Origin of the sequence: Vibrio sp. VP6 (assembly GCF_028823755.1) — a bacterium.
Classification (GTDB): Bacteria; Pseudomonadota; Gammaproteobacteria; order Enterobacterales; family Vibrionaceae; genus Vibrio; species Vibrio parahaemolyticus.
The window spans coordinates 124,327-144,577 of the sequence record NZ_JAPEID010000003.1 but is presented as its reverse complement, the minus strand read 5'-3'; the positions used below and the strand labels follow the sequence as shown (position 1 = coordinate 144,577).

The 20,251-nt window shown below is 45.7% G+C and carries 14 protein-coding genes; 7 read left to right on the top strand and 7 right to left on the bottom strand.

All coding sequences use genetic code 11. The features are described from left to right. Positions 1–198: 198 nt before the first annotated feature. Positions 199–957, bottom strand: a complete 759-nt coding sequence (locus OU793_RS03100) for a phospholipase A (RefSeq protein ID WP_005462596.1) — start codon at positions 955–957, stop codon at positions 199–201. A 187-nt stretch (positions 958–1,144) separates the two neighbouring features. Further along, the gene (locus OU793_RS03095) at positions 1,145–3,499 is read right to left on the bottom strand and encodes a helicase-related protein (RefSeq protein WP_140103395.1); all 2,355 of its coding nucleotides are present in this window, start codon (positions 3,497–3,499) and stop codon (positions 1,145–1,147) included. A gap of 214 nt (positions 3,500–3,713) precedes the next feature. Between OU793_RS03095 and OU793_RS03090 the strand changes: the two genes are divergently transcribed. The 3 genes from OU793_RS03090 to OU793_RS03080 all read left to right on the top strand — a co-directional run bounded on the left by OU793_RS03090 (position 3,714) and on the right by OU793_RS03080 (position 7,905). Then, entirely contained in the window at positions 3,714–5,402 is a 1,689-nt protein-coding gene (locus tag OU793_RS03090) for an NAD-dependent malic enzyme (protein WP_005462599.1), read from the top strand. 165 nt (positions 5,403–5,567) lie between these two features. Further along, positions 5,568–6,302, top strand: coding sequence for a vancomycin high temperature exclusion protein (locus OU793_RS03085; protein ID WP_005462605.1), 735 nt, complete (start codon positions 5,568–5,570; stop codon positions 6,300–6,302). Positions 6,303–6,534: 232 nt separating this feature from the next. After that, the gene (locus OU793_RS03080; RefSeq protein ID WP_005462594.1) at positions 6,535–7,905 is read left to right on the top strand and encodes a DASS family sodium-coupled anion symporter; all 1,371 of its coding nucleotides are present in this window, start codon (positions 6,535–6,537) and stop codon (positions 7,903–7,905) included. Between the two features lie 374 nt (positions 7,906–8,279). Here the strand turns inward: OU793_RS03080 and OU793_RS03075 are convergent, their stop codons facing one another. Then, positions 8,280–9,617, bottom strand: a complete 1,338-nt coding sequence (locus OU793_RS03075) for a diguanylate cyclase (RefSeq protein WP_025509185.1) — start codon at positions 9,615–9,617, stop codon at positions 8,280–8,282. A 349-nt stretch (positions 9,618–9,966) separates the two neighbouring features. Here OU793_RS03075 and OU793_RS03070 point away from each other — a divergent pair, with 349 nt between their 5' ends. Then, a complete protein-coding gene (locus tag OU793_RS03070; protein ID WP_029843054.1) occupies positions 9,967–10,791 on the top strand; it encodes a DUF2797 domain-containing protein in 825 nt (274 codons plus the stop codon). Between the two features lie 92 nt (positions 10,792–10,883). Here the strand turns inward: OU793_RS03070 and OU793_RS03065 are convergent, their stop codons facing one another. Together OU793_RS03065 and OU793_RS03060 are read right to left on the bottom strand one after the other, a co-directional pair. Continuing rightward, entirely contained in the window at positions 10,884–12,119 is a 1,236-nt protein-coding gene (locus tag OU793_RS03065) for a cysteine desulfurase-like protein (protein ID WP_020840450.1), read from the bottom strand. Next, the gene (locus OU793_RS03060; protein ID WP_015296577.1) at positions 12,103–12,759 is read right to left on the bottom strand and encodes a 2OG-Fe dioxygenase family protein; all 657 of its coding nucleotides are present in this window, start codon (positions 12,757–12,759) and stop codon (positions 12,103–12,105) included. The genes OU793_RS03065 and OU793_RS03060 overlap by 17 nt, the downstream gene beginning before the upstream one ends. Positions 12,760–13,119: 360 nt before the next feature. Between OU793_RS03060 and trxB the strand changes: the two genes are divergently transcribed. The 3 genes from trxB (at position 13,120) to cydC (ending at position 17,684) form a co-directional block, all read left to right on the top strand. Next, positions 13,120–14,079: a thioredoxin-disulfide reductase gene (trxB, locus tag OU793_RS03055; RefSeq protein WP_017448652.1), complete on the top strand. Its 960-nt coding sequence runs from the start codon at positions 13,120–13,122 to the stop codon at positions 14,077–14,079. Positions 14,080–14,182: 103 nt separating this feature from the next. Further along, complete coding sequence (gene cydD / locus OU793_RS03050; protein WP_140103394.1) at positions 14,183–15,970, top strand: cysteine/glutathione ABC transporter permease/ATP-binding protein CydD; 1,788 nt, start codon at positions 14,183–14,185, stop codon at positions 15,968–15,970. Next, entirely contained in the window at positions 15,963–17,684 is a 1,722-nt protein-coding gene (cydC, locus tag OU793_RS03045) for a cysteine/glutathione ABC transporter ATP-binding protein/permease CydC (protein ID WP_025795379.1), read from the top strand. The genes cydD and cydC overlap by 8 nt, the downstream gene beginning before the upstream one ends. Before the next feature lie 68 nt (positions 17,685–17,752). On the opposite strand, the gene OU793_RS03040 is transcribed toward cydC, so the two are convergent. Both OU793_RS03040 and serC read right to left on the bottom strand, forming a co-directional pair. Then, positions 17,753–19,042, bottom strand: coding sequence for a D-serine ammonia-lyase (locus tag OU793_RS03040; protein ID WP_274647722.1), 1,290 nt, complete (start codon positions 19,040–19,042; stop codon positions 17,753–17,755). Between the two features lie 105 nt (positions 19,043–19,147). Then, on the bottom strand, positions 19,148–20,242 hold the full coding sequence (gene serC, locus OU793_RS03035) for a 3-phosphoserine/phosphohydroxythreonine transaminase (RefSeq protein ID WP_005456169.1): 1,095 nt from the start codon (positions 20,240–20,242) through the stop codon (positions 19,148–19,150). Between the last annotated feature and the right edge of the window lie 9 nt (positions 20,243–20,251).

Here is a 20,251-nt window from a genome sequence, read left to right as displayed (position 1 = left end):
ATCGTTCAACTATTTTGATATAGCAATGGGATATAAAAGAATAGTCTTTTATGCCCTTAATTACATTCAAAAGGAAATATTAAAACCAGCTTTGTAACAAGTGATGCACAGCTTCGCCATATATAAGCATTCAATTGATTAATATTTCAAACAGCAAACTAAAAACAGGGCTTAAGCGATGATGTCAATATCAAAAGCTTATAGATTCATCAGCTTAATACCAAGCCCAACACGGGTTTGAGAATGGTCATAGTCGATCAGCGTTTCACCATAGCCATGGTAACCTTGAAGATATACACCAAGAATGTCATTGAAATAGAATGTGTAACCTAGTTCAACCCCACCTTTATCATCAGCAAAGTTGTAAAAACCGCGTGTATTGACCACGCCCGCACGGGTATAAACTTTCGCCCACAACTCGTAAGGTGCGTAGTAATTTTCCATGTCGTCATTTTCTGTGGTAATCACCCACCATGCATGTACGCCATACTCGACTGGGCCAGAAAAACGCTCGGCAGCGACATATAGACGATCCCAACTGCGTGACAGTTTGCTGGATTGACCGTTCGATTCATGTTTGTAACCGGCTTCAACATGATTGAACAACAACATGTTCGATTGATGCGCTAAGAACACTTGCGGCTTGTAGTTTGTTTCTCTAAATGGCGATGAGATATCAGAGTTTGCCAGTTGCCATAGGGACTTTTGAGTATAAGCCCCCATTAAAGCAGTGCCTGAGCTGAAGCGATAAAATGGAATTGATGCTGAGATCTGAAACTTCACTTCAAAATCTTGCAGTGAATCCATCTCTGAGCCCATTTCACTGTAGGCGCTTTGGTTGATGTCTGTGGTGTATGTACCTAGAACGTAGTTGTCTTCGTAGGTAGAGATATGGGTAATGTCTTTTCCGTAAGCAAGTACGGGGCACAACAAGAGCGGAATTACTTTATACTTCATCGTTATCCTTTTGCCGCCAAATCATAAAGCGGCAATATCATTCCTTATCATCGATAACTTCGACAATAAACAGCAAGGGAAAAGCGGTTAAAGCAATTTTCATTCCGGATTTTATAATTAGCTGAAGATTTTACAATAAGCTGTAGATACACAGCTCAATTTCTACCAACTCGTTGATAAAGTTCGTTTATTTGACATCCACCACACGGCTGGCTTTTTTGTACTGAACTTTCCACCCAGCCCATCTTGGAAGTTCCCAGCGTTTAGGGTCACCTTTGCGATTTCCTTCTGTGTAGATGACATGAACCAACTTGCGAGACACAAAATATTCCACTTCAAGCTTGAGCTCAGCTAACACGAGCTTCAGAGGGTACTGCTCTGCGAAGTCGTTGTATTCCCACTCGGGAATGCCTTCAAATGGAAGGTCATCGGCCTCGAACAATTCGATGTCATCAACACTTTCAACGCCGAGCGTTGCCAATTGTTCGGTCAGCCAAGTAGAAAAACAAAGTTCATCAAGGGCTTTCTTATCCACCAGTTCAGTATTCAGACCTAGGGAGTTGTAGATTTTCCAGTGTTGAATTTGTTGTTTTCGCAATGGAGCAAAGCCTGGCAACAACATTTCTTGTTCGATCATGTCGGCAATAGATTGAATCGCCACTTCACCTTGTAACGCTTGATGCTCAGTGAATATTGTACGACCAGCGTACACTAAGTGCATAGTTGCTAGCGGAGTATCATCTTCGTATTGAGTAACACCTTGGTGCCATTCTCCCAGTTCGAGCATTTTAATGAGGTCGAGCGAAATCGGCATAATGACAGATGCAAGGTTGAGCGTTTGTTTAACTCCCCTACCCGGTACGCTGTGGCTATCTAGCACCAAAGCCGCTTCACTTTTATCCGGAAAACGACTGTTTCGACCAACGACCATTTCCATCGAACCATTGCCAAGTGCATCTCGGCGACGCTCTCTGCGCACAAACACCAATTCAGGATGCAAAGCCGCTATCGCTTGAGTCAGTTGATCTCGTCGATAACGCGAAGCCACTTCCAATTGAGGCAATTCAAATACGTCCCGCATCTGCTTTGCTAAGCCTTGCGCTTCTTCCAACACACTGGCATCAACAATCACAGCAGGAAGCTGTTCTCCACGTACCAATCGAATCATTAGCGACGCGTCACACCCCAAAGGTTCTTCTTGCTCTAGTGCCTCTGCTGCCTCTCCCCCTTGCAGTTGATACAGCTGTGCAGGCACGGAGAGCGCTGCCGCTAAATCGATCATGACTTCTTTTTCGGCTTTGGTCGGAATGCGAGTCACCAGATCGGCGAATAGCGCATCAATTGGCAGTGGATAGACTTTTTTGCCGTGCTCAGTTACGTCACCGTTATCGTCTAATGCACCCATCGCTTGCAAACACAGAAGCGCTGCGTTCAATGACTTTTCTGGAACCGCATCAAGAAAGTGCAGCTCAGATAAACGATAGCCACAACACGCCGCCGCAAGCATGGGCTCTACCAGCTCTTCACGATGCAACTCCGGTGGCGTGACCAACTCTAATGGAGCATGTTCGCCAAATAAACGGATACAGGAGCCTTCTGCTACGCGCCCTGCACGCCCCATTCGCTGTGCTGCACTGGCTTTTGAAATGTTGGTTAATGTAAGAGCAGTACGTCCGTTGCGCTGAACCGTTCTTCGCTCCAAACCGCTATCAATCACAACGCGGATGTTAGGAATGGTAAGCGACGTTTCCGCGACATTGGTTGCCAGCACCACTTTGCGCTGCGCTTGAACAGTTAAAGCTCGATGTCGCTCTTCATCACTGACCGAGGCATGAAGCTTCACCACCAGCACATCATCCAAGTGCTGTAACATCTGCGCGCACTGAGTGATCTCTTTTCGACCTGGTAAGAACACCAAGATATCGCCTTCTTCATCTTCAAGGGCTTCTTTTACTGCTTTCACCACGTCATTTTCACACCCTTTTTTATTGGGCAGATGACGACTGTCTATTACTCGATGAGTCACCGAGACAGGAAAACAGCGCCCTTCTGAACGAAGACGATGAGCATTAAGATAATGTGCGAGTTTTTCGCCCTCTAACGTGGCAGAAGTCACTATCAATCGATGCTGATTTTCTTGCTTCAAAATTGCGGTTAGTAGATCAATGTCCCAGCGACGCTCGTGAAATTCGTCCACTATCACGATGTCGAAGCTTGCAAGTTTGTCTTCCGCAAACCAACGCAACGCTACACCCGGCGTCACAAACACAACTTCCGTGTTCTCATCGAAATACGCATGCAGCTTGATCGCGTAACCAATTTTGTTACCTATCGGCTCACCAGATTGCTCCGCAAGAAACTCAGCTAATGAGGTACAAGCAATTCGACGTGGCTCGATGACCAAAACACGTCCGTGCTTTGCCGCCCAAAGAGGAAGGCGTGTTGACTTACCCGAACCCGTTTCTGCTTCCACAACGAGGTGGTGGTGCTTCACGTGTTGGTCAAATTCAGCTTGTAAGCTATCGATAGGCAGTTGAAACATAAAGAATGGATTTTGTTGTGATAATGCTGAGCATTATACCCAAGTGAAAAAATCCTGCTTTAGGTATCTCTTACAACAAATATTGACGATATTTTCGTCGGTAAACGAGTTTTTTTGCGACATTACATTGATGTGCGTCAACGCATGTTTACAACTAAATGGTGAACCCGTTAAAATTTCGTGCGCATCCTTCAACCCTACATTAAGGCACCCAATGAACAACGATAAACGCCCACTATATATTCCATATGCGGGTCCGGCTCTTATGGCAACCCCTCTATTGAACAAAGGCAGTGCTTTTTCTGCTGAAGAACGTAGTTCATTCAACTTAGAAGGTCTGCTTCCAGAGACAACAGAAACAATTCAAGAACAGGTAGAACGTGCCTACCAACAATACAAGAGTTTCGAAAGCGACATGGATAAGCACATTTACCTGCGCAATATCCAAGATACCAACGAAACCCTATTCTACCGTTTAGTACAAAACCATATTTCTGAGATGATGCCGATCATCTACACGCCAACCGTTGGTGCTGCGTGTGAGAACTTCTCGAACATTTACCGTCGTGGTCGTGGTCTATTTATCTCTTACCCGAACCGTGATCGTATCGATGACCTGCTAAACAACGCAGCCAACCACAACGTAAAAGTGATTGTTGTGACTGATGGCGAACGAATCCTAGGTTTGGGTGACCAAGGTATCGGCGGTATGGGTATTCCTATCGGTAAGCTTTCTCTGTACACCGCATGTGGTGGTATCAGCCCTGCTTACACATTGCCTATCGTTCTGGATGTGGGTACAAACAACCCTCAACGTCTTGCTGATCCAATGTACATGGGCTGGCGTCATCCTCGTATTACGGGCCCTGACTACGATGCATTTGTAGAAGAATTCATCCAAGCGGTACAACGCCGTTGGCCAGATGCACTTATCCAGTTTGAAGACTTCGCGCAGAAAAATGCGATGCCTCTACTAGAGCGCTACAAAGACCGTATTTGTTGTTTCAACGATGACATCCAAGGTACGGCAGCAGTAACCGTAGGCTCTTTACTGGCAGCATGTAAAGCGGCGGGTACTCAACTTTCTAAACAGCGCATCACTTTCTTAGGTGCGGGTTCTGCGGGTTGTGGTATCGCAGAAGCGATCATTGCGCAAATGGTATCGGAAGGGATTTCTGACGAGAAAGCACGCTCTCAAGTTTACATGGTCGATCGCTGGGGTCTGTTACAAGAAGGTATGCCTAACCTGCTTGATTTCCAACAGCGTTTGGTCCAAAAACACAGCAACACAAAAGAGTGGGAAAATGAAGGAAATGGCTTCTCACTACTGGATGTAATGCGTAACGCGAAACCAACGGTACTGATTGGTGTATCAGGTGCTCCTGGCCTATTTAGCCAAGAAGTCATCGAAGAGATGCACAAACACTGCAAGCGTCCGATTGTCTTCCCGCTATCAAACCCAACCAGCCGTGTTGAAGCAACACCAAACGACATCATCCGTTGGACAAACGGTGAAGCACTAGTGGCAACGGGTAGTCCGTTTGATCCTGTGGTTCACGAAGGTCGCACTTACCCTATCGCACAATGTAACAACAGTTACATCTTCCCAGGTATCGGTCTTGGCGTTTTAGCGGTTAACGCAAAACGCGTGACTGACGAAATGCTAATGGAATCAAGCCGAGCGCTGGCTACATGTTCTCCACTTGCGATTAATGGTCGTGGTGCACTTCTACCACCTTTGGAAGAAATCCACCTAGTATCGAAGAAGATTGCTTTTGCCGTTGCGAAGAAAGCAATCGAGCAAGGTGTGGCACTGGAAATCACAGACGAAGCGCTAAACGATGCCATTGACCAAGCGTTCTGGCAGCCAGTTTACCGCCGCTACAAGCGCACAGCATTCTAAGCTTGAGACAACTTGTATAATTATTAGCCCCTACTCTGTAGGGGCTTTTGTTTTTTAAGCTGTTTTTTATCATCCTAACCAGATTTTGGCATAAATGGGCTTCTCTCTTTTTGTTTCTATCAGATATGATGAGGAATACACATTTATTAAAGGGTATAAGACGTTTTGCTGTTTTCTCGTATAAGGTCAAAGTGGAAGCTTAAGTGTTCGTGGAAGCGAATTGCTTTGATTTTGTCGATCTCTTTATTTGGACTCCTCCTGTCTGTTGTTGCCATCGACCGCTGGGTCGCATTGCAGGCCAAAGACAATATCTTTATCGATTACGACCAAATACCCCAGCACGAAGTCGCGGTGGTGCTTGGTACGAGTAAATACATCGGAAAGACACTCAACACCTATTACACTCATCGCATCAATGCAGCGATCGAGCTTTATAAACAAGGCAAAGTGAAACAGTTTTTGCTTAGCGGAGACAACGCACATCGCTCTTACAATGAGCCATGGACCATGAAACGAGATCTGCTTAAAGCTGGCGTTCCAGAAGAAGTCATCCATCTCGATTACGCTGGATTTAGGACTTTGGACTCCATCGTGCGAGCAAAAAAGATCTTCGCCTCAGAGCGTTTTTTAATAGTGACTCAACGCTTTCACTGTGAGCGCGCGTTGTTCATTGCCGATGCGTATAACATTGATGCACAGTGCCTTGCAGTCGCAGGCCCAACGGCGAATAAACAAAAAACTTCGATGCGAATTCGTGAACTGCTTGCTCGTGTGAAAGCATTTTTGGATCTCTACGTGATGAATACGCAGCCACGCTTCCTTGGCCCTCAAGAGCCAATTCTTGCGGTAGAAGACCCAACAGAAGCATCAAATGCTGAGCGCAACATTCCTATAGAATAATCAGCTGGCACCATTTTCGTGCATCACGTCACACATGAATAACAATTCGTTAAAAACAAATGGGTAGAGTTCTACCCATTTCTAAATCTCAACCTCACATTTTCTTATTTCGCCTACGATTCAGGCCAAATTGCCCTTCGCATTCGCAGTAACATTTAATCAATAAATAACTACAAGTCAGTTACCTTGCCATAAAAAACCGACAAAAAGGCAATGCAAAAGGAGCACACCCATGACCGCACTCGCTGTGACACTGAAGAATTGGTTCTTCACTCGCAACAGCATGATTTTGAATGCCAACATTCTGCTGTTCATTATCTTGTTTAATACCCTACCCTTTGAACCACAAGTCGTAACCGGCATCAGCATCTTAGTTTTTGTTGCGATTCTTTGGTTAACAGAAGCGATTCACGTCAGCATTACTGCTTTGCTGATACCGATGCTTGCCGTTTTCCTGGGCGTATTTAACACCCAAGCTGCACTGAATAACTTCTCGAACTCAATCATCTTCTTGTTCTTGGGTGGCTTTGCTCTCGCCGCTGCGTTGCACAAGCAGAAACTTGACCAAGCACTCGCTGACAAAGTGTTGCTGATTGCTCGTGGTCGAATGTCTGTCGCGGTATTTATGCTGTTCGGTGTGAGCGCAGGTCTTTCAATGTGGATTTCCAACACAGCAACAGCCGCAATGATGCTTCCTTTGGTGTTAGGTGTCATGACGAAACTGGACGCGAAGAAAAACCACAACACATTCTTGTTCGTTCTTCTCGGTATTGCTTACAGCGCCTCTATCGGCGGTATCGCTACGCTAGTTGGTAGCCCACCAAACGCGATTGCTGCGGCCGAAGTAGGTTTGAACTTCACGGAATGGATGAAGCTAGGTCTGCCAATCTCTTTGATTTTGATGCCAATTGCGATTTTGGTTCTGTACACCATGACCAAGCCAGATTTGAGCCACAAGTTTGAACTTGACCACAAACCTGTTGAATGGACGAACGGCAAAATGGTCACACTGGCAATCTTCTTACTTACCGTCACTTTGTGGATTTTCAGCAAGCCGATCAACACCATGCTTGGCGGTTTTGCAAAATTCGACACCTTGGTTGCGATTGGTGCCATCTTGCTGCTAGGCGCATCTCGAGCAGTCGAATGGAAGGACATTGAAAAGACAACAGACTGGGGTGTTCTGATCCTGTTCGGCGGCGGTATCTGCTTGAGTAACGTTCTAAAAGCGACAGGCACCAGCGTTTTCCTAGCGCACAGCCTAACTGGCTTCCTTGAGCAAGCAGGTGTATTACTCACTATCCTTTCTGTGGTTGCCTTTGTCGTCTTCTTGACTGAGTTTGCAAGTAACACAGCAAGTGCTGCGCTACTGGTACCAGTGTTCGCGACCATTGCCGAAGCACTTGGTCTATCACCAGTGATTCTGTCAGCGCTTATCGCGGTAGCCGCATCTTGTGCCTTCATGTTGCCAGTTGCAACGCCACCAAATGCAATTGTGTTCGGTACGGGTCACATCAAGCAAAAAGAAATGATGAGAATCGGCTTCGTATTAAACATTGCTTGTATCGGTGCACTGACACTGTTCGCTTGGTTGTTCTGGTAAAGAAACACTGACTCGATTAGCACTACACTGCTGTTCACGGTGATCGAATTGATAGCCCAAACTTCCCCTAAAGTGGTGTTCAGCAGTTTCCCTCTTGGTGGCCAGTTGGCCACCTTTTTTTATTCTTTCTTACCTCGTATTGGCGGATTCACTTTGCATTCTTCCCTCTAAAGGGGGAATTCCTAGTGCTCAATCAACCTTTACTCTTAAAGCCTGAACAAACTCTCATACCAGCTTCAATGAACAATCGAACTCAATAGCCTGCCAACACAAACTGTAGACACAAAAAAGCCGTCATACTTTGCTTTCATAAGCTCAGTACAACGGCGCGTTTAAACGAAAAGTGTGAATCGCTAGAACGTCATGCTATTTATTTATGCCTCATTCTTTTGGCAACTCAACAATCCGTAATTCACTTCAACGCGGTTTCGACCATTACGTTTAGCGAGATACAATACTTCATCGGCTCTTGCCATGGTCTCGGTTACGCGCTCATTTTGCATTTGGGCCACACCAATACTGCAAGTAAGCGCCTCACCATGAACCCACAAGTGGTTTGCTACATTCTTGCGTATCATCTCGGCCTTTTTCACTGCTTGTTCGATATTGGTATCTGGGCAGAAAACCACAAACTCTTCCCCCCCCCAACGAACCAAACGGTCATCAGGTGCAATAGAACTGGCAACGACCATGACGAACTCACGCAGAATATCATCCCCCATTTGATGCCCGAACTTATCGTTAATCTTCTTAAAGTTGTCTAAATCCATATAAAGGATGCTCAACGTCGAGTGCCCCCAACGTACTTGGCGTGCTTGCTGTTCTAACCAAGTTTGTACAGCATGACGGTTCATCGCTCCGGTTAGCGCATCTCGGTGCGCCAACTCGGCAAATTCGTAATTCTGCGCGCGCAAAGTGCCATTCACTTTTTCTAGATGACGATGACGACGCTTCGCTTTTTCATACGCCGCTCTGTTTTTCCGTAGTTCATGCAGAGAGAAAGCCAGCCCTAAAGCCATCCAAGAAAACAATAGAGCAAACAACAACGTTTCTTGTGCAAGATAGGCACCTTCAAATTCGATCTTATCAATCACAATTTTGTGCTGACCAAGCGCAGCACCCGAACCAGTGGCAATATCAATACGCGTAATGTTCGAAAACTCTGGCGCAGAATGTTCAATATCGACCTTGTTATCCGCAAGCCACCAGGTCATTACCTGTAAGTTCTTAATCGGAATCTCGATGGTTTCACTAAAATTCGATGGAGAAAACTGCATGCCATTGTATTTGATAGTGTATTCATCATCCGGTTTCGAGTATTCCGGATTGTAGTTTCTCAGATAAAGACGCAAGTCATGGCTTGGGTTTTGCCCATTGCCCGCCTCTTCATAATGAAGCTTTAATCGGATGGTATGGTAATTAGAAAGATCGATGCCATGCGTTGGCTTCGCTACATCGGTATAAACCGAGATACCGCAATACGGCCAAGCATAACTGCTTTTTTTTAGCTCACAATTGAGTACCAAGCTTTGCGCATCATAGGTGATATCGGCCGTGCTTAGCCCACCTTCGCTCGCATCTTTTGTCGCATAAATATTGAATTGTTCAGGTGTAATGACGAGCTTACGCGTGTCACCTAACACACTGTACAGAGCAACTAAACTGATCGTACAAATCGAAAGAGCGAAGATTAATTTGTGTATCCACTTCATAGGCAAGTGACCTGCTTAACTTATATACAACACAGTGTACTCAATGATATTTCGAACTTCAAATAAAGTCATTTATCAAGAAACAAAATTACTTTTGGCTTGGGTTCTTATTTCCGATACATGGTAACGCGTTTTGAACCGTTATCACGGTTTAAAATCGTCCAATTTGATGACTTACTTGTTATTTGCGAAGCAATTCACAACCACTCAAGCGAGGCACAATCATGCTTTGCGACGAGAAACAATGGTCATTCATTGTGGAAACATTGCCAGTTATTAACCCTGTCAAGCCTGCATCTTGAGCGCACTTCGTTATATACTGTCGAAAAACACAATAACGAGTAATGTCATGTCATTAATTGCTACTGGTACGCTAAACAAAATGCGTGCTTCTCTCGATGGTGCCGTCAGCTATCGTCTTCCTGTGGGTGATGAAGAAGTCGATCTGTCACCTTTTCTCGGTAAAACACTCACGTTGACGCATACTGGCAATATTTTTTGTTGCTCATGCGGTAAGAAAACCAAGAAGAGCTATTCTCAAGGCCACTGTTTCGTGTGTATGAAGAAGCTTGCGAGCTGCGATATGTGCATCATGAAGCCAGAGACTTGCCACTACGATCAAGGCACATGCCGCGAACCGCAGTGGGGAGAAGAAAACTGTATGGTGGATCACTTCGTGTATCTATCAAATACATCAAGCTTGAAAGTGGGCATCACTCGCCACACTCAAATTCCAACACGTTGGATTGATCAAGGTGCAACTCAGGGTCTGCCAATTTTCAAAGTCAAAACGCGTCATATTTCAGGCTTGATTGAAGTGGAACTGGCAAAGCATATTGCAGACAAAACAAACTGGCGCACTTTGCTTAAAGGCGATGGTGAACCGATTGAGTTACAAGATCGTTTTGCTGAACTGCTTCCTCTTGTGCAAGACAAGATTGCTGAAATCAAACAGCAATTTGGTGAAGATGCCATCGAGATACTGAGCGAAACCATTACCGATCTTAGCTACCCCGTTCAGCAACACCCAACGAAAATCACCTCTCATAACTTCGACAAAAACCCGGTTGTGACTGGCATTTTGCAAGGCATCAAAGGTCAGTATCTGATTTTTGATACCGGTGTGATTAACGTCCGCAAATTTACATCTTACGAAGTTGAAGTAAGCGCATAGATACGTCTGCTTTACTATACAAACTTCCTAGATAGAAAAAGCTCGAGCACTGGCTCGAGCTTTTGTTTTTCTTCGTTCAGAGCGATGAGAGATTAAGCATCAAGGATGCTTTCTAGCACATCAAACAACATATCCACTTCTTCAATAGTGTTGTAATGCATACAACCAATTCGTACGACCCCACCTGATTCTTCAATGCCAAGCTGACGAACCAAACCAAGTGCATAGAAGTGACCATTCCAAACACAGATATTGTGCTCACCTAAGGTCTTAGCGATAAACTCTGGTGAATACTTGTCAAACGTTAGAGCAAACGTCGGCGTACGTTGCTGACAATCTTCGCTCTCAATGCCATACAGTTTCACACCTTCTAGCGCGTCGAGTCGTTGCAAAAAACGCTCACTTAAACGCTGTTCGTGTTGATTGTAAAGCGCGTAACTTTGTTCTAATCGCTGACGAAGTGGTAAGTCGTTATCGCCAAACTGAGCCAAATATTCCACTGCGGCCGCAACACCAGCAAGGCCTTCGAAGCTTTGTGTACCCGTTTCAAAACGACCCGGACCAATATTCGTAGCCGGTTCTACTTTATAAGGACGAAGGCTGTGCAACCATTGGTCAGCCACGTAAGCGATACCGACATGCGGTCCAAAGAACTTATAAGCAGAACACGCTAAGAAATCACAGCCCAGCGCTTGTACATCGACTAAGTGGTGAGGAGCATAATGCACGGCATCGACATAAACTTGAGCACCAACACCGTGCGCCATGTCAACTACGCGCTGAATATCGACTATCGATCCCGTGGTGTTTGACGCATATGTCACGGCAACCAAGCGTGTTTTTTCTGAAAGTAGGCTTTGTAAGTGCTCAAGATCTAAAGTGCAATCAGCTTCATTGATTCGAACTTGGTGAACCTTAGCACCTTTGTCTTCCGCTGCTTGTTGCCAGCTTGAAACGTTCGAGTAATGGTCAAGCGCTGAGACAATGATCTCATCCCCTTCTTGCCAATCACGACTGATTGCACGGCTTAACTGGAACGTCAGTGATGTCATGTTCGCGCCAAAGACAATATTACCAGACGAAGGGGCATTCAATAGCGCTTGTGCCGACTCGCGCGCACTCTGCATGACATCGACTGTAGCTTGGCTAGAGAAGTAATGCCCACCCAAGTTGGAATTAAAACGCCCAAGGTAACCGACCATTGAATCAAGCACAGATTGAGGAACTTGCGAGCCGCCAGGCCCATCAAAAAACGTAACTGGTTTGTCATTATGATACTGAGCCAGCGCGGGAAACTGTTCTCTGATTTGATTAAGATTGAAGTTCATTACGTTTGTCCGTTGCGGTTAATACAAAGACATCCATGTGGCCTGCTTGGTCATCAATCACAGAACGAATTGGACAGGCGTTGTGCCAAAGTTTGCTGTCAGCCAACATCGCCACTTCCCCGTTTTCTAATACTTTGCGGAAAAATGGGGCTTGGTTATGGCTACTGTATAGCATGATGTCACCACCAATGATGTTGTGACGACCAACACCAACCATCGCGATATGATCAAAACCGTCTTGGTGCACACCTTCTGGCGCGACCTGCGTTTCGCTATCTAATGCAGTGATTCGAATCTGGTGAATTTCGATTTCTTGACCATTTGGAAGGTGGTTTGCGCTCACGAATAGCGCACACATTTCGCGAAAGCCTTCACTTGCTAAAATGTCTTTCTCGATAGGTTCAAATTGACGAATGACATCACCCTGAAATCGGTTGATATCTGAAGACTGTACAAAGCTGTTCTTGTTCAAATCTATCACTTGTCCATCTTCAAAACTCACGACTGAGTAGCGTCGTAATCGATATTGCCCATCAGCGTGCTCAGTATGAGGTAACGCTTCAAATGAAGGCGAAAGTTGCTCAATTGCTGCCATGCTGAGCTGAGTTAAATGTAGAGTGTTCTCACGCGAATGTAACATCATTGACTCCTTTAATGAGGCACATTTAATTAACATTTAATTTACAACATAGATTACGCAAATATTCTGCAATTGCCAGCTTTTAACGTTGATAGCTTCAACATAAATAATAAAACGAGATAAAAACCTACAAACAAAAGTTAAACCAGGTATATGTTTTAGATTAAAGCTTACACAACATTTGAAACTAGATTTCTCTACTGCAAATAGAATTTTATGCTGGATTGAGACAATTTCTATCACGCGATAGTGAGTTCTAATCTATAACCATTTATTCGATCTCAATCGCCGTTTATGCTTTTAAAGCTATAAGAATTTCCATACAATCGAGAGAAATGTTCAGCCCTCTTTGGAGCCACAATGAGCGACGTAAAACACTGTAAATTATTAATTCTTGGTTCTGGTCCAGCAGGTTACACCGCGGCAGTATACGCTGCGCGCGCGAATCTAAACCCTGTGCTTGTGACGGGAATGCAACAAGGTGGTCAGCTAACCACTACAACAGAAGTAGAAAACTGGCCAGGTGATGCAGAAGGCCTAACAGGCCCAGCATTAATGGAACGCATGAAAGAACATGCGGAACGTTTCGAAACAGAAATCGTATTCGATCACATCAACGAAGTTGAACTGTCTCAACGTCCATTCCGTTTAAAAGGTGATTCTGGTGAGTACACTTGTGATGCTTTGATCATTTCAACAGGTGCATCCGCTAAATACCTAGGTCTGGAATCAGAAGAAGCGTTCAAAGGTCGCGGCGTATCGGCGTGTGCTACGTGTGACGGTTTCTTCTACCGCAACCAAAAAGTAGCGGTTGTCGGCGGCGGTAACACAGCGGTTGAAGAAGCGCTGTACCTATCTAACATCGCATCTGAAGTTCACCTGATCCACCGTCGTGATTCATTCCGTGCGGAGAAGATCCTCATTAATCGTCTTATGGACAAAGTGGAAAATGGCAACATCATACTTCACACCGATCGCACACTAGAAGAAGTTCTGGGCGACGATATGGGTGTAACTGGTGTTCGCATTAAAGATGTAAACACAGGCACAACTGAAGATCTTGAAGTGATGGGCGCGTTTATCGCGATCGGCCACCAGCCAAACACCCAGATCTTTGAAGGCCAGCTAGAAATGAAAGATGGCTACATCGTTGTGAAGTCGGGTCTAGAAGGCAACGCGACGCAAACTAGCATTGAAGGTGTATTTGCAGCTGGTGACGTAATGGATCACAACTATCGTCAAGCAATCACATCAGCAGGTACAGGCTGTATGGCAGCTCTGGATGCGGAACGCTTCCTAGACGCACTTAGTGACAAATAACTTTTCACATTTGTGTCATATCCTTAAAGCCCAGCGGTATTCCCGCTGGGTTTTCTTTTGTATACTACCGCCTCATTAAAACAATTATCATTAAGCCTTCACGATGGATAAGAAAAAGCAAAGCAGCTTGAATAAGTGGCTTAAGCAACAGAGCAAGTTAGCTAAGCGCTGGCTCATGATTGCGATAGGCCTAGGCGTACTTTCAAGCGTGTTTTTATTGGCTCAAGCAGCCCTGCTCGCCTCCATTCTTCACCAATTAATCATCGAACAAGTCGATAAAAGTGAGCTCATTTGGCACTTTGTCGGATTAGTCGGAACCGTCATCGGCCGCGCTGCATGTACGTGGGGCCGCGAAATTGCGGGCTACCGCTGTGGCGAACAAATCCGAGTTTACATTCGACAACTCATTTTAGACAAAGTCCACAAGCTGGGGCCTGCTTACATTAAAGGCAAACCAGCAGGCATTTGGGCGACATTGATTCTAGAGCAAGTTGAGAACATGCAAGACTTCTTCTCTCGCTACTTACCTCAAATGTCGCTGTCGGTATTAGTTCCTTTCATCATTTTGGTTGTGGTATTCCCAGTTAACTGGGCGGCAGGTTTAATCTTCCTTGTGACGGCCCCGCTAGTGCCTATTTTTATGGCATTAGTTGGTATCAAAGCCGCGGAAGCGAACCGTAAAAACTTCAAAGCAATGCAACGCTTGTCCGGTCACTTCTACGACCGATTGCAAGCGATGACGACTATTCGCCTTTTCGACCGTACAAAGTCAGAAACTGAGACCCTAAAAGGGGCATCAGAGGTATTTCGTACCCGCACGATGGATGTACTAAAAATCGCATTCCTTTCTTCTGCGGTACTAGAGTTCTTCACTTCTATTTCTATCGCTATTACTGCGGTTTACTTCGGCTTCAGTTACATCGGTGAATTGAACTTTGGTTACTACGGTGCTGGCGTCACCTTGTTTGCTGGCCTGTTCATCCTGATTTTAGCTCCTGAGTTTTACCAACCACTTCGAGATCTCGGTACTTTCTATCACGCGAAGCAACAAGCGGTGGGCGCTGCCGAAAGTATTGTCGAGTTTCTTGAACTAGAGGTCGATCAAGTGAAAGATGGAACTCAATCTCTTGAACAGAACACGCCAATTCAAATCGAAGCTCAAGATTTGGTTGTTTTCAGCCCTGAAGGCAAACAATTGGCTGGCCCTCTGTCATTTTCATTGGAAGCCAATCAAAGCACTGCGCTTGTTGGCCCAAGTGGCGCAGGTAAAACCAGTTTGGTTAATACCATTCTTGGCTTTATGCCATACAAGGGCAGTTTGAAAATTAACGGCTGCGAGTTGTCTCAACTTGATCTATCGACTTGGCGCGAAGCTGTCAGCTGGATTGGTCAAAACCCAATGTTATTGCACGGCAGCATTCGTGATAACGTCACGCTTGGTAAACACGATATTCCAGACGCACAAGTGAATACAGTGCTCAACGATTCTTACGCGGCTGAGTTTGTTGAAATGCATGGCCTGAATTACGCAATCTCTGACCGTTCAGGCGGTTTATCTGTAGGACAAGCTCAACGTCTTGCACTTGCGCGAGCAATGCTACAAAACGGCCGTTTCTGGTTGCTTGACGAACCAACAGCAAGCTTAGATGCGCGCAGTGAAAAACTGGTGATGGAAGGAATTAATAAGTATACCCAATCCACCACTAACTTGATGATCACTCACCAACTTGCGCCTTTGCAAAACGTTTCACAAATTCTCGTGATGCAAGATGGTCAAATCGTACAACGTGGCGACTACGCTACCCTAGCCTCACAAGAAGGTTTGTTTAAAGACATGTTAGCTGCCAACCTAGCGCAGCGTGAATCAGACAAGGGGAACCTAGATGCGTGATTTACTCCCTTATCTAAAACTGTATAAAAAACATTGGTTCGGTTTGTCGCTGGGTATGCTATTGGCGTTCCTAACACTTGCTGCATCTATCGGCTTGCTCACTCTGTCTGGTTGGTTTATCTCCGCAGCAGCAGTGGCTGGTTTAAGCGTTGCGCGTGAAACCTTCAACTACATGCTGCCAGGTGCTGGCGTGCGCGGTGCCGCAATGGCACGAACAGCTGGCCGTTGGGGTGAGCGCGTTGTAAGCCACAATGCGACATTTAAATTACTGACAGACCTGCGCATCTTCTTCTTCAAGAAACTTGCTCCGCTGATCCCAGGCCGAGTGTCAACAATGCGCGATGCTGATCTGCTGAACCGTCTGGTAGCCGATGTGGACGCAATGGATCACGTTTATCTGCGACTTGTCAGCCCAGTCATTATTGGCATCTTTGGTATTCTGAGTTTAACCGCAGTCTTAGCGTTCTTTGACTGGCATCTTGCGCTACTTTTAGGCTCAATTCTTACGATCATGCTTTTGGTGTGGCCAGTGCTTTTTTACAAACTGGGCAAAAACAATGGTGAGCACTTAACGCATAACAAAGCTCAGCTTCGTGTCGCGACACTCGATTGGCTACAAGGCTATAGCGAGCTGAGTATTTTTGGCGCAGAAGAACGCTACCGTAACCTGATTCTTGAAAAGCAAAAACAACTGCTTTCAAACCAGTTTGTAAACGCTAATCTGACTGGTATGGCGTCAGGACTTCTGATGTTGGTGAACGGCCTGACTTTAGTTGTCATGCTTTGGTTTGCTGCTGATGGTGTTGGTGGTCGGGCACCTGATCCTTGGATCGCCCTATTCGCTTTTGCAACAATGGCAAGTTTTGAAATTTTGATGCCTATTGCGGGTGCGTTCCAATACCTTGGTCAAACGCTGACTTCTGCCCGTCGCTTGAACGAAGTGATTCTTGCTGAGCCTGATGTTGTCTTCCCTGAGCAATCTAAACGCGAAGAAAAGCCACTGGATATCGAGTTCATCAACATTGATTTTGCATACCCTGATGGACAACAGAAAGTGCTGAAAGACCTTTCGCTTTCACTTCCTTTAGGCTCGAAAACCGCAATTGTTGGTCAAACGGGTTCAGGCAAGTCGACTCTGATTCAACTACTTTGTCGCTACTGGGATGTAAACCAAGGTGAGGTTCGCATTGGTGGCGCTTCACTAAAAGATTGGTGTGAATCCGATCTGCGCTCAGCAATTACCGTAGTGAGCCAACGAGTAGATGTGTTAAACGGCACACTACGTGACAACTTGTTAATGGCGTCACCAAATGCGACTGATGAGCAACTGGCGGAGATCCTAACAAAAGTTGAACTGGGTGCTCTGCTTGAAGAGCCGGGTCTTGATGCTTGGCTGGGTGATGGCGGTCGTCAACTTTCTGGTGGCGAGAAACGTCGTATTGGTATTGCGCGAGCGTTACTACGAGATGCTCCGATTTTGCTTCTTGATGAGCCAACCGAAGGCCTCGACAAGCGTACCGAACAAAAAGTCATGGCGCTTTTCAACGAGTATTTTGCCAACAAGACGGTTGTGTTCATCACTCACCGACTCATAGAATTAGAGAGCATGGACAACATTTGCCTTATGGAACAGGGCGAGATCATTGAGCAAGGCGACCATCAAACGCTACTCGCTCAACACGGTCGTTACTACCAGTTGCTTCAATCTCTATAAGTAAGACTAAAAAGCTCATCTTCGGATGAGCTTTTTCATTGACTAACTCAACAAATTTGAAGAACGCTCTAACGACCAGACTTCGCCAAGTAAGCTGACATTTCGGCTTCTGGCACCATCCCTCCCCCGGTCGCCCAAACTAAGTGTGTGGCATTTTTCAAACGTTCATCCGTAAGCTGTAAACGAGTCTGGTAGTGTAGAGAACTCGAGACATGCACCGCGCCCATCATTCCGGCTAATGCAGAGGGCTCCAAATTGATGCCTTCTCGTTCACTCAACTCTCCTAAAAGCTGATACATACGTTCGTCCGTCACTGTGTAGTAACCATCAATTAGCCGCTCCATGGCTCGCCCAACAAAACCAGAAGGACGACCAACTGCCAAGCCATCTGCCGCGGTGAGATTATCTATACCGATATCTTGCACCGCTATCTCATCATGCAAACCAGTATGTACTCCCAACAGCATGCAAGGAGAATGTGTTGGCTCAGCGAAGATGCAATGCACGTGGTCACCAAAGGCCACCTTGAGCCCAAAAGCAACACCACCTGGCCCACCACCAACACCGCATGGTAAATACACAAACAGTGGATGGCGTTCATCAACCACAATACCTAAATCATCAAATTGTTGTTTTAAGCGTTCACCTGCAACCGAGTAACCTAGGAACAAGGTTTGTGAGTTTTCATCATCGATAAAAAAGCAGTTGGGATCGCTCTCTGCCTGTTTTCGACCTTGCTCAACCGCAACACCATAATCTTGCTCGTACTCAACCACGTTGACACCGTGCGATCGAAGTTTATTTTTCTTCCACTCTCTCGCATCGGCGGACATATGAACCGATACTGAAAAACCAAGCTTGGCACTCATCATGCCTATCGACATGCCTAGGTTTCCCGTTGAACCAACCGCGATGCTGTATTGTTGGAAAAATTGTCGGAACTCACCACTCAGCAGCTTGCTGTAATCATCACTCTCACTTAACAACCCTGCGACAATCGCCAGTTTTTCTGCATGAACTAACACTTCATAAATGCCACCACGGGCTTTTATCGAGCCGGATATTGGTAAGTGACTATCAAGCTTGAGCATGAGGCGACCGAATATTGGGACGTTGTACTGAGTTTCCAAAGCCGCTTTCATCTTTGGAATGTCCACTACAGGCGACTCAATGAGACCAGAAGCGGTCTTGAGCCTTGCACTCGCGACATGAATATCTTCTGCGTTCAATCCGACGTGCGGCAAACCTTCTTCAAGCGAGGTCACGTTGGGATTAAACCAGCAAACTTCATCTAGGTTGATCAGTTGCTCTACAAGTGGGAATTGTTTTTTAAGCACTTCCACATTCAGCTTGTTCATATCCTCTATCCTGCAATTCGTTCTTTAGAATCTTCCATTCAATTGGTTACGCACATAAACAAAAGCGCCGCAATTGCGACGCTTTTAACTCATTCAATTTGTGCTCTATGCGTAGTTTTGCTCGAACTCTTTCATGAAATCGACCAACGCTTGCACACCTTCTAGCGGCATTGCATTGTAAATCGATGCGCGCATACCACCCACCACACGGTGACCTTTTAGCGCTTTTAGTCCTTTTGCATCCGCAAGCTCAAGGAAAGTCGCGTCAAGTTCAGGCTTCGCTAATTGGAAAGGAACGTTCATCAATGAACGGTTCGATGGATGAACGCCGTTACGGTAAAAATCAGACTGATCAATGTAATCGTAAAGCAGTTTTGCTTTTTCGCGATTCACTGTTTCAATGCTCTTAACGCCGCCTTGTGCTTTAAGCCATTTGAAAACAAGGCCAGACAAGTACCAAGCAAACGTTGGTGGCGTGTTAAACATTGATTCTTTTTCAGCAAGAACTTTGTAATCAAGAATACTTGGTAGCACTTGTTTCGCCATGCCGAGTAGATCGTCACGAACGATCGCGATGGCAATACCTGATGGGCCAATGTTTTTCTGAGCGCCCGCGTAAATCACACCGTATTTCGACACGTCGATTTCACGAGAAAGAATTGTCGAAGACATATCAGCAACAATTGGTTTGTCGGTGATCGGAAGATCATTGATTTCGATGCCATCGATGGTTTCATTTGGGCAAAAGTGAACATAAGCCGCTTCTGGGGCAATTTTCCATTCGCTTGCAGGTAGAACAGCTACTTTACCGTCAATCTCTGTTTTGGCATCAAATACGTCAGGTTCGCAGTACTTCTTCGCCTCTTCGACTGCACTTTCAGCCCAGTAGCCACCATCGATGTAGGTTGCAGTTTCTGCATCACCAAGTAAGTTTAGCGGAACAGCGGCAAACTGAGCACGAGCACCACCTTGGCAGAACAGTACTTTGTAGTTGTCTGGAATATTCAGCAAATCACGTAGATCTTGCTCTGCTTCTTGTGCAACTTTGATGAACTCTTTACTTCGGTGACTGATTTCCATTACCGAAGTACCAAGACCTTGCCAGTCGATCAGTTCCTGTTGTGCTTGCTGCATGACAGCTTTTGGCAAAGCCGCTGGCCCTGCACTGAAGTTAAATACGTTGTCCGTATTTTGTTCCATGATGCTCAT

What these genes read in the sequence shown, in the direction of transcription:
- OU793_RS03100 (WP_005462596.1), bottom strand. Translation starts at nt 957, where the DNA reads ATGAAGTATAAAGTAATTCCGCTCTTGTTGTGCCCCGTACTTGCTTAC.
- OU793_RS03095 (WP_140103395.1), bottom strand. Translation starts at nt 3,499, where the DNA reads ATGTTTCAACTGCCTATCGATAGCTTACAAGCTGAATTTGACCAACAC.
- OU793_RS03090 (WP_005462599.1), top strand. Translation starts at nt 3,714, where the DNA reads ATGAACAACGATAAACGCCCACTATATATTCCATATGCGGGTCCGGCT.
- OU793_RS03080 (WP_005462594.1), top strand. Translation starts at nt 6,535, where the DNA reads ATGACCGCACTCGCTGTGACACTGAAGAATTGGTTCTTCACTCGCAAC.
- OU793_RS03075 (WP_025509185.1), bottom strand. Translation starts at nt 9,617, where the DNA reads ATGAAGTGGATACACAAATTAATCTTCGCTCTTTCGATTTGTACGATC.
- OU793_RS03070 (WP_029843054.1), top strand. Translation starts at nt 9,967, where the DNA reads ATGTCATTAATTGCTACTGGTACGCTAAACAAAATGCGTGCTTCTCTC.
- OU793_RS03065 (WP_020840450.1), bottom strand. Translation starts at nt 12,119, where the DNA reads ATGAACTTCAATCTTAATCAAATCAGAGAACAGTTTCCCGCGCTGGCT.
- OU793_RS03060 (WP_015296577.1), bottom strand. Translation starts at nt 12,759, where the DNA reads ATGTTACATTCGCGTGAGAACACTCTACATTTAACTCAGCTCAGCATG.
- trxB (WP_017448652.1), top strand. Translation starts at nt 13,120, where the DNA reads ATGAGCGACGTAAAACACTGTAAATTATTAATTCTTGGTTCTGGTCCA.
- cydD (WP_140103394.1), top strand. Translation starts at nt 14,183, where the DNA reads ATGGATAAGAAAAAGCAAAGCAGCTTGAATAAGTGGCTTAAGCAACAG.
- cydC (WP_025795379.1), top strand. Translation starts at nt 15,963, where the DNA reads ATGCGTGATTTACTCCCTTATCTAAAACTGTATAAAAAACATTGGTTC.
- OU793_RS03040 (WP_274647722.1), bottom strand. Translation starts at nt 19,042, where the DNA reads ATGAACAAGCTGAATGTGGAAGTGCTTAAAAAACAATTCCCACTTGTA.
- serC (WP_005456169.1), bottom strand. Translation starts at nt 20,242, where the DNA reads ATGGAACAAAATACGGACAACGTATTTAACTTCAGTGCAGGGCCAGCG.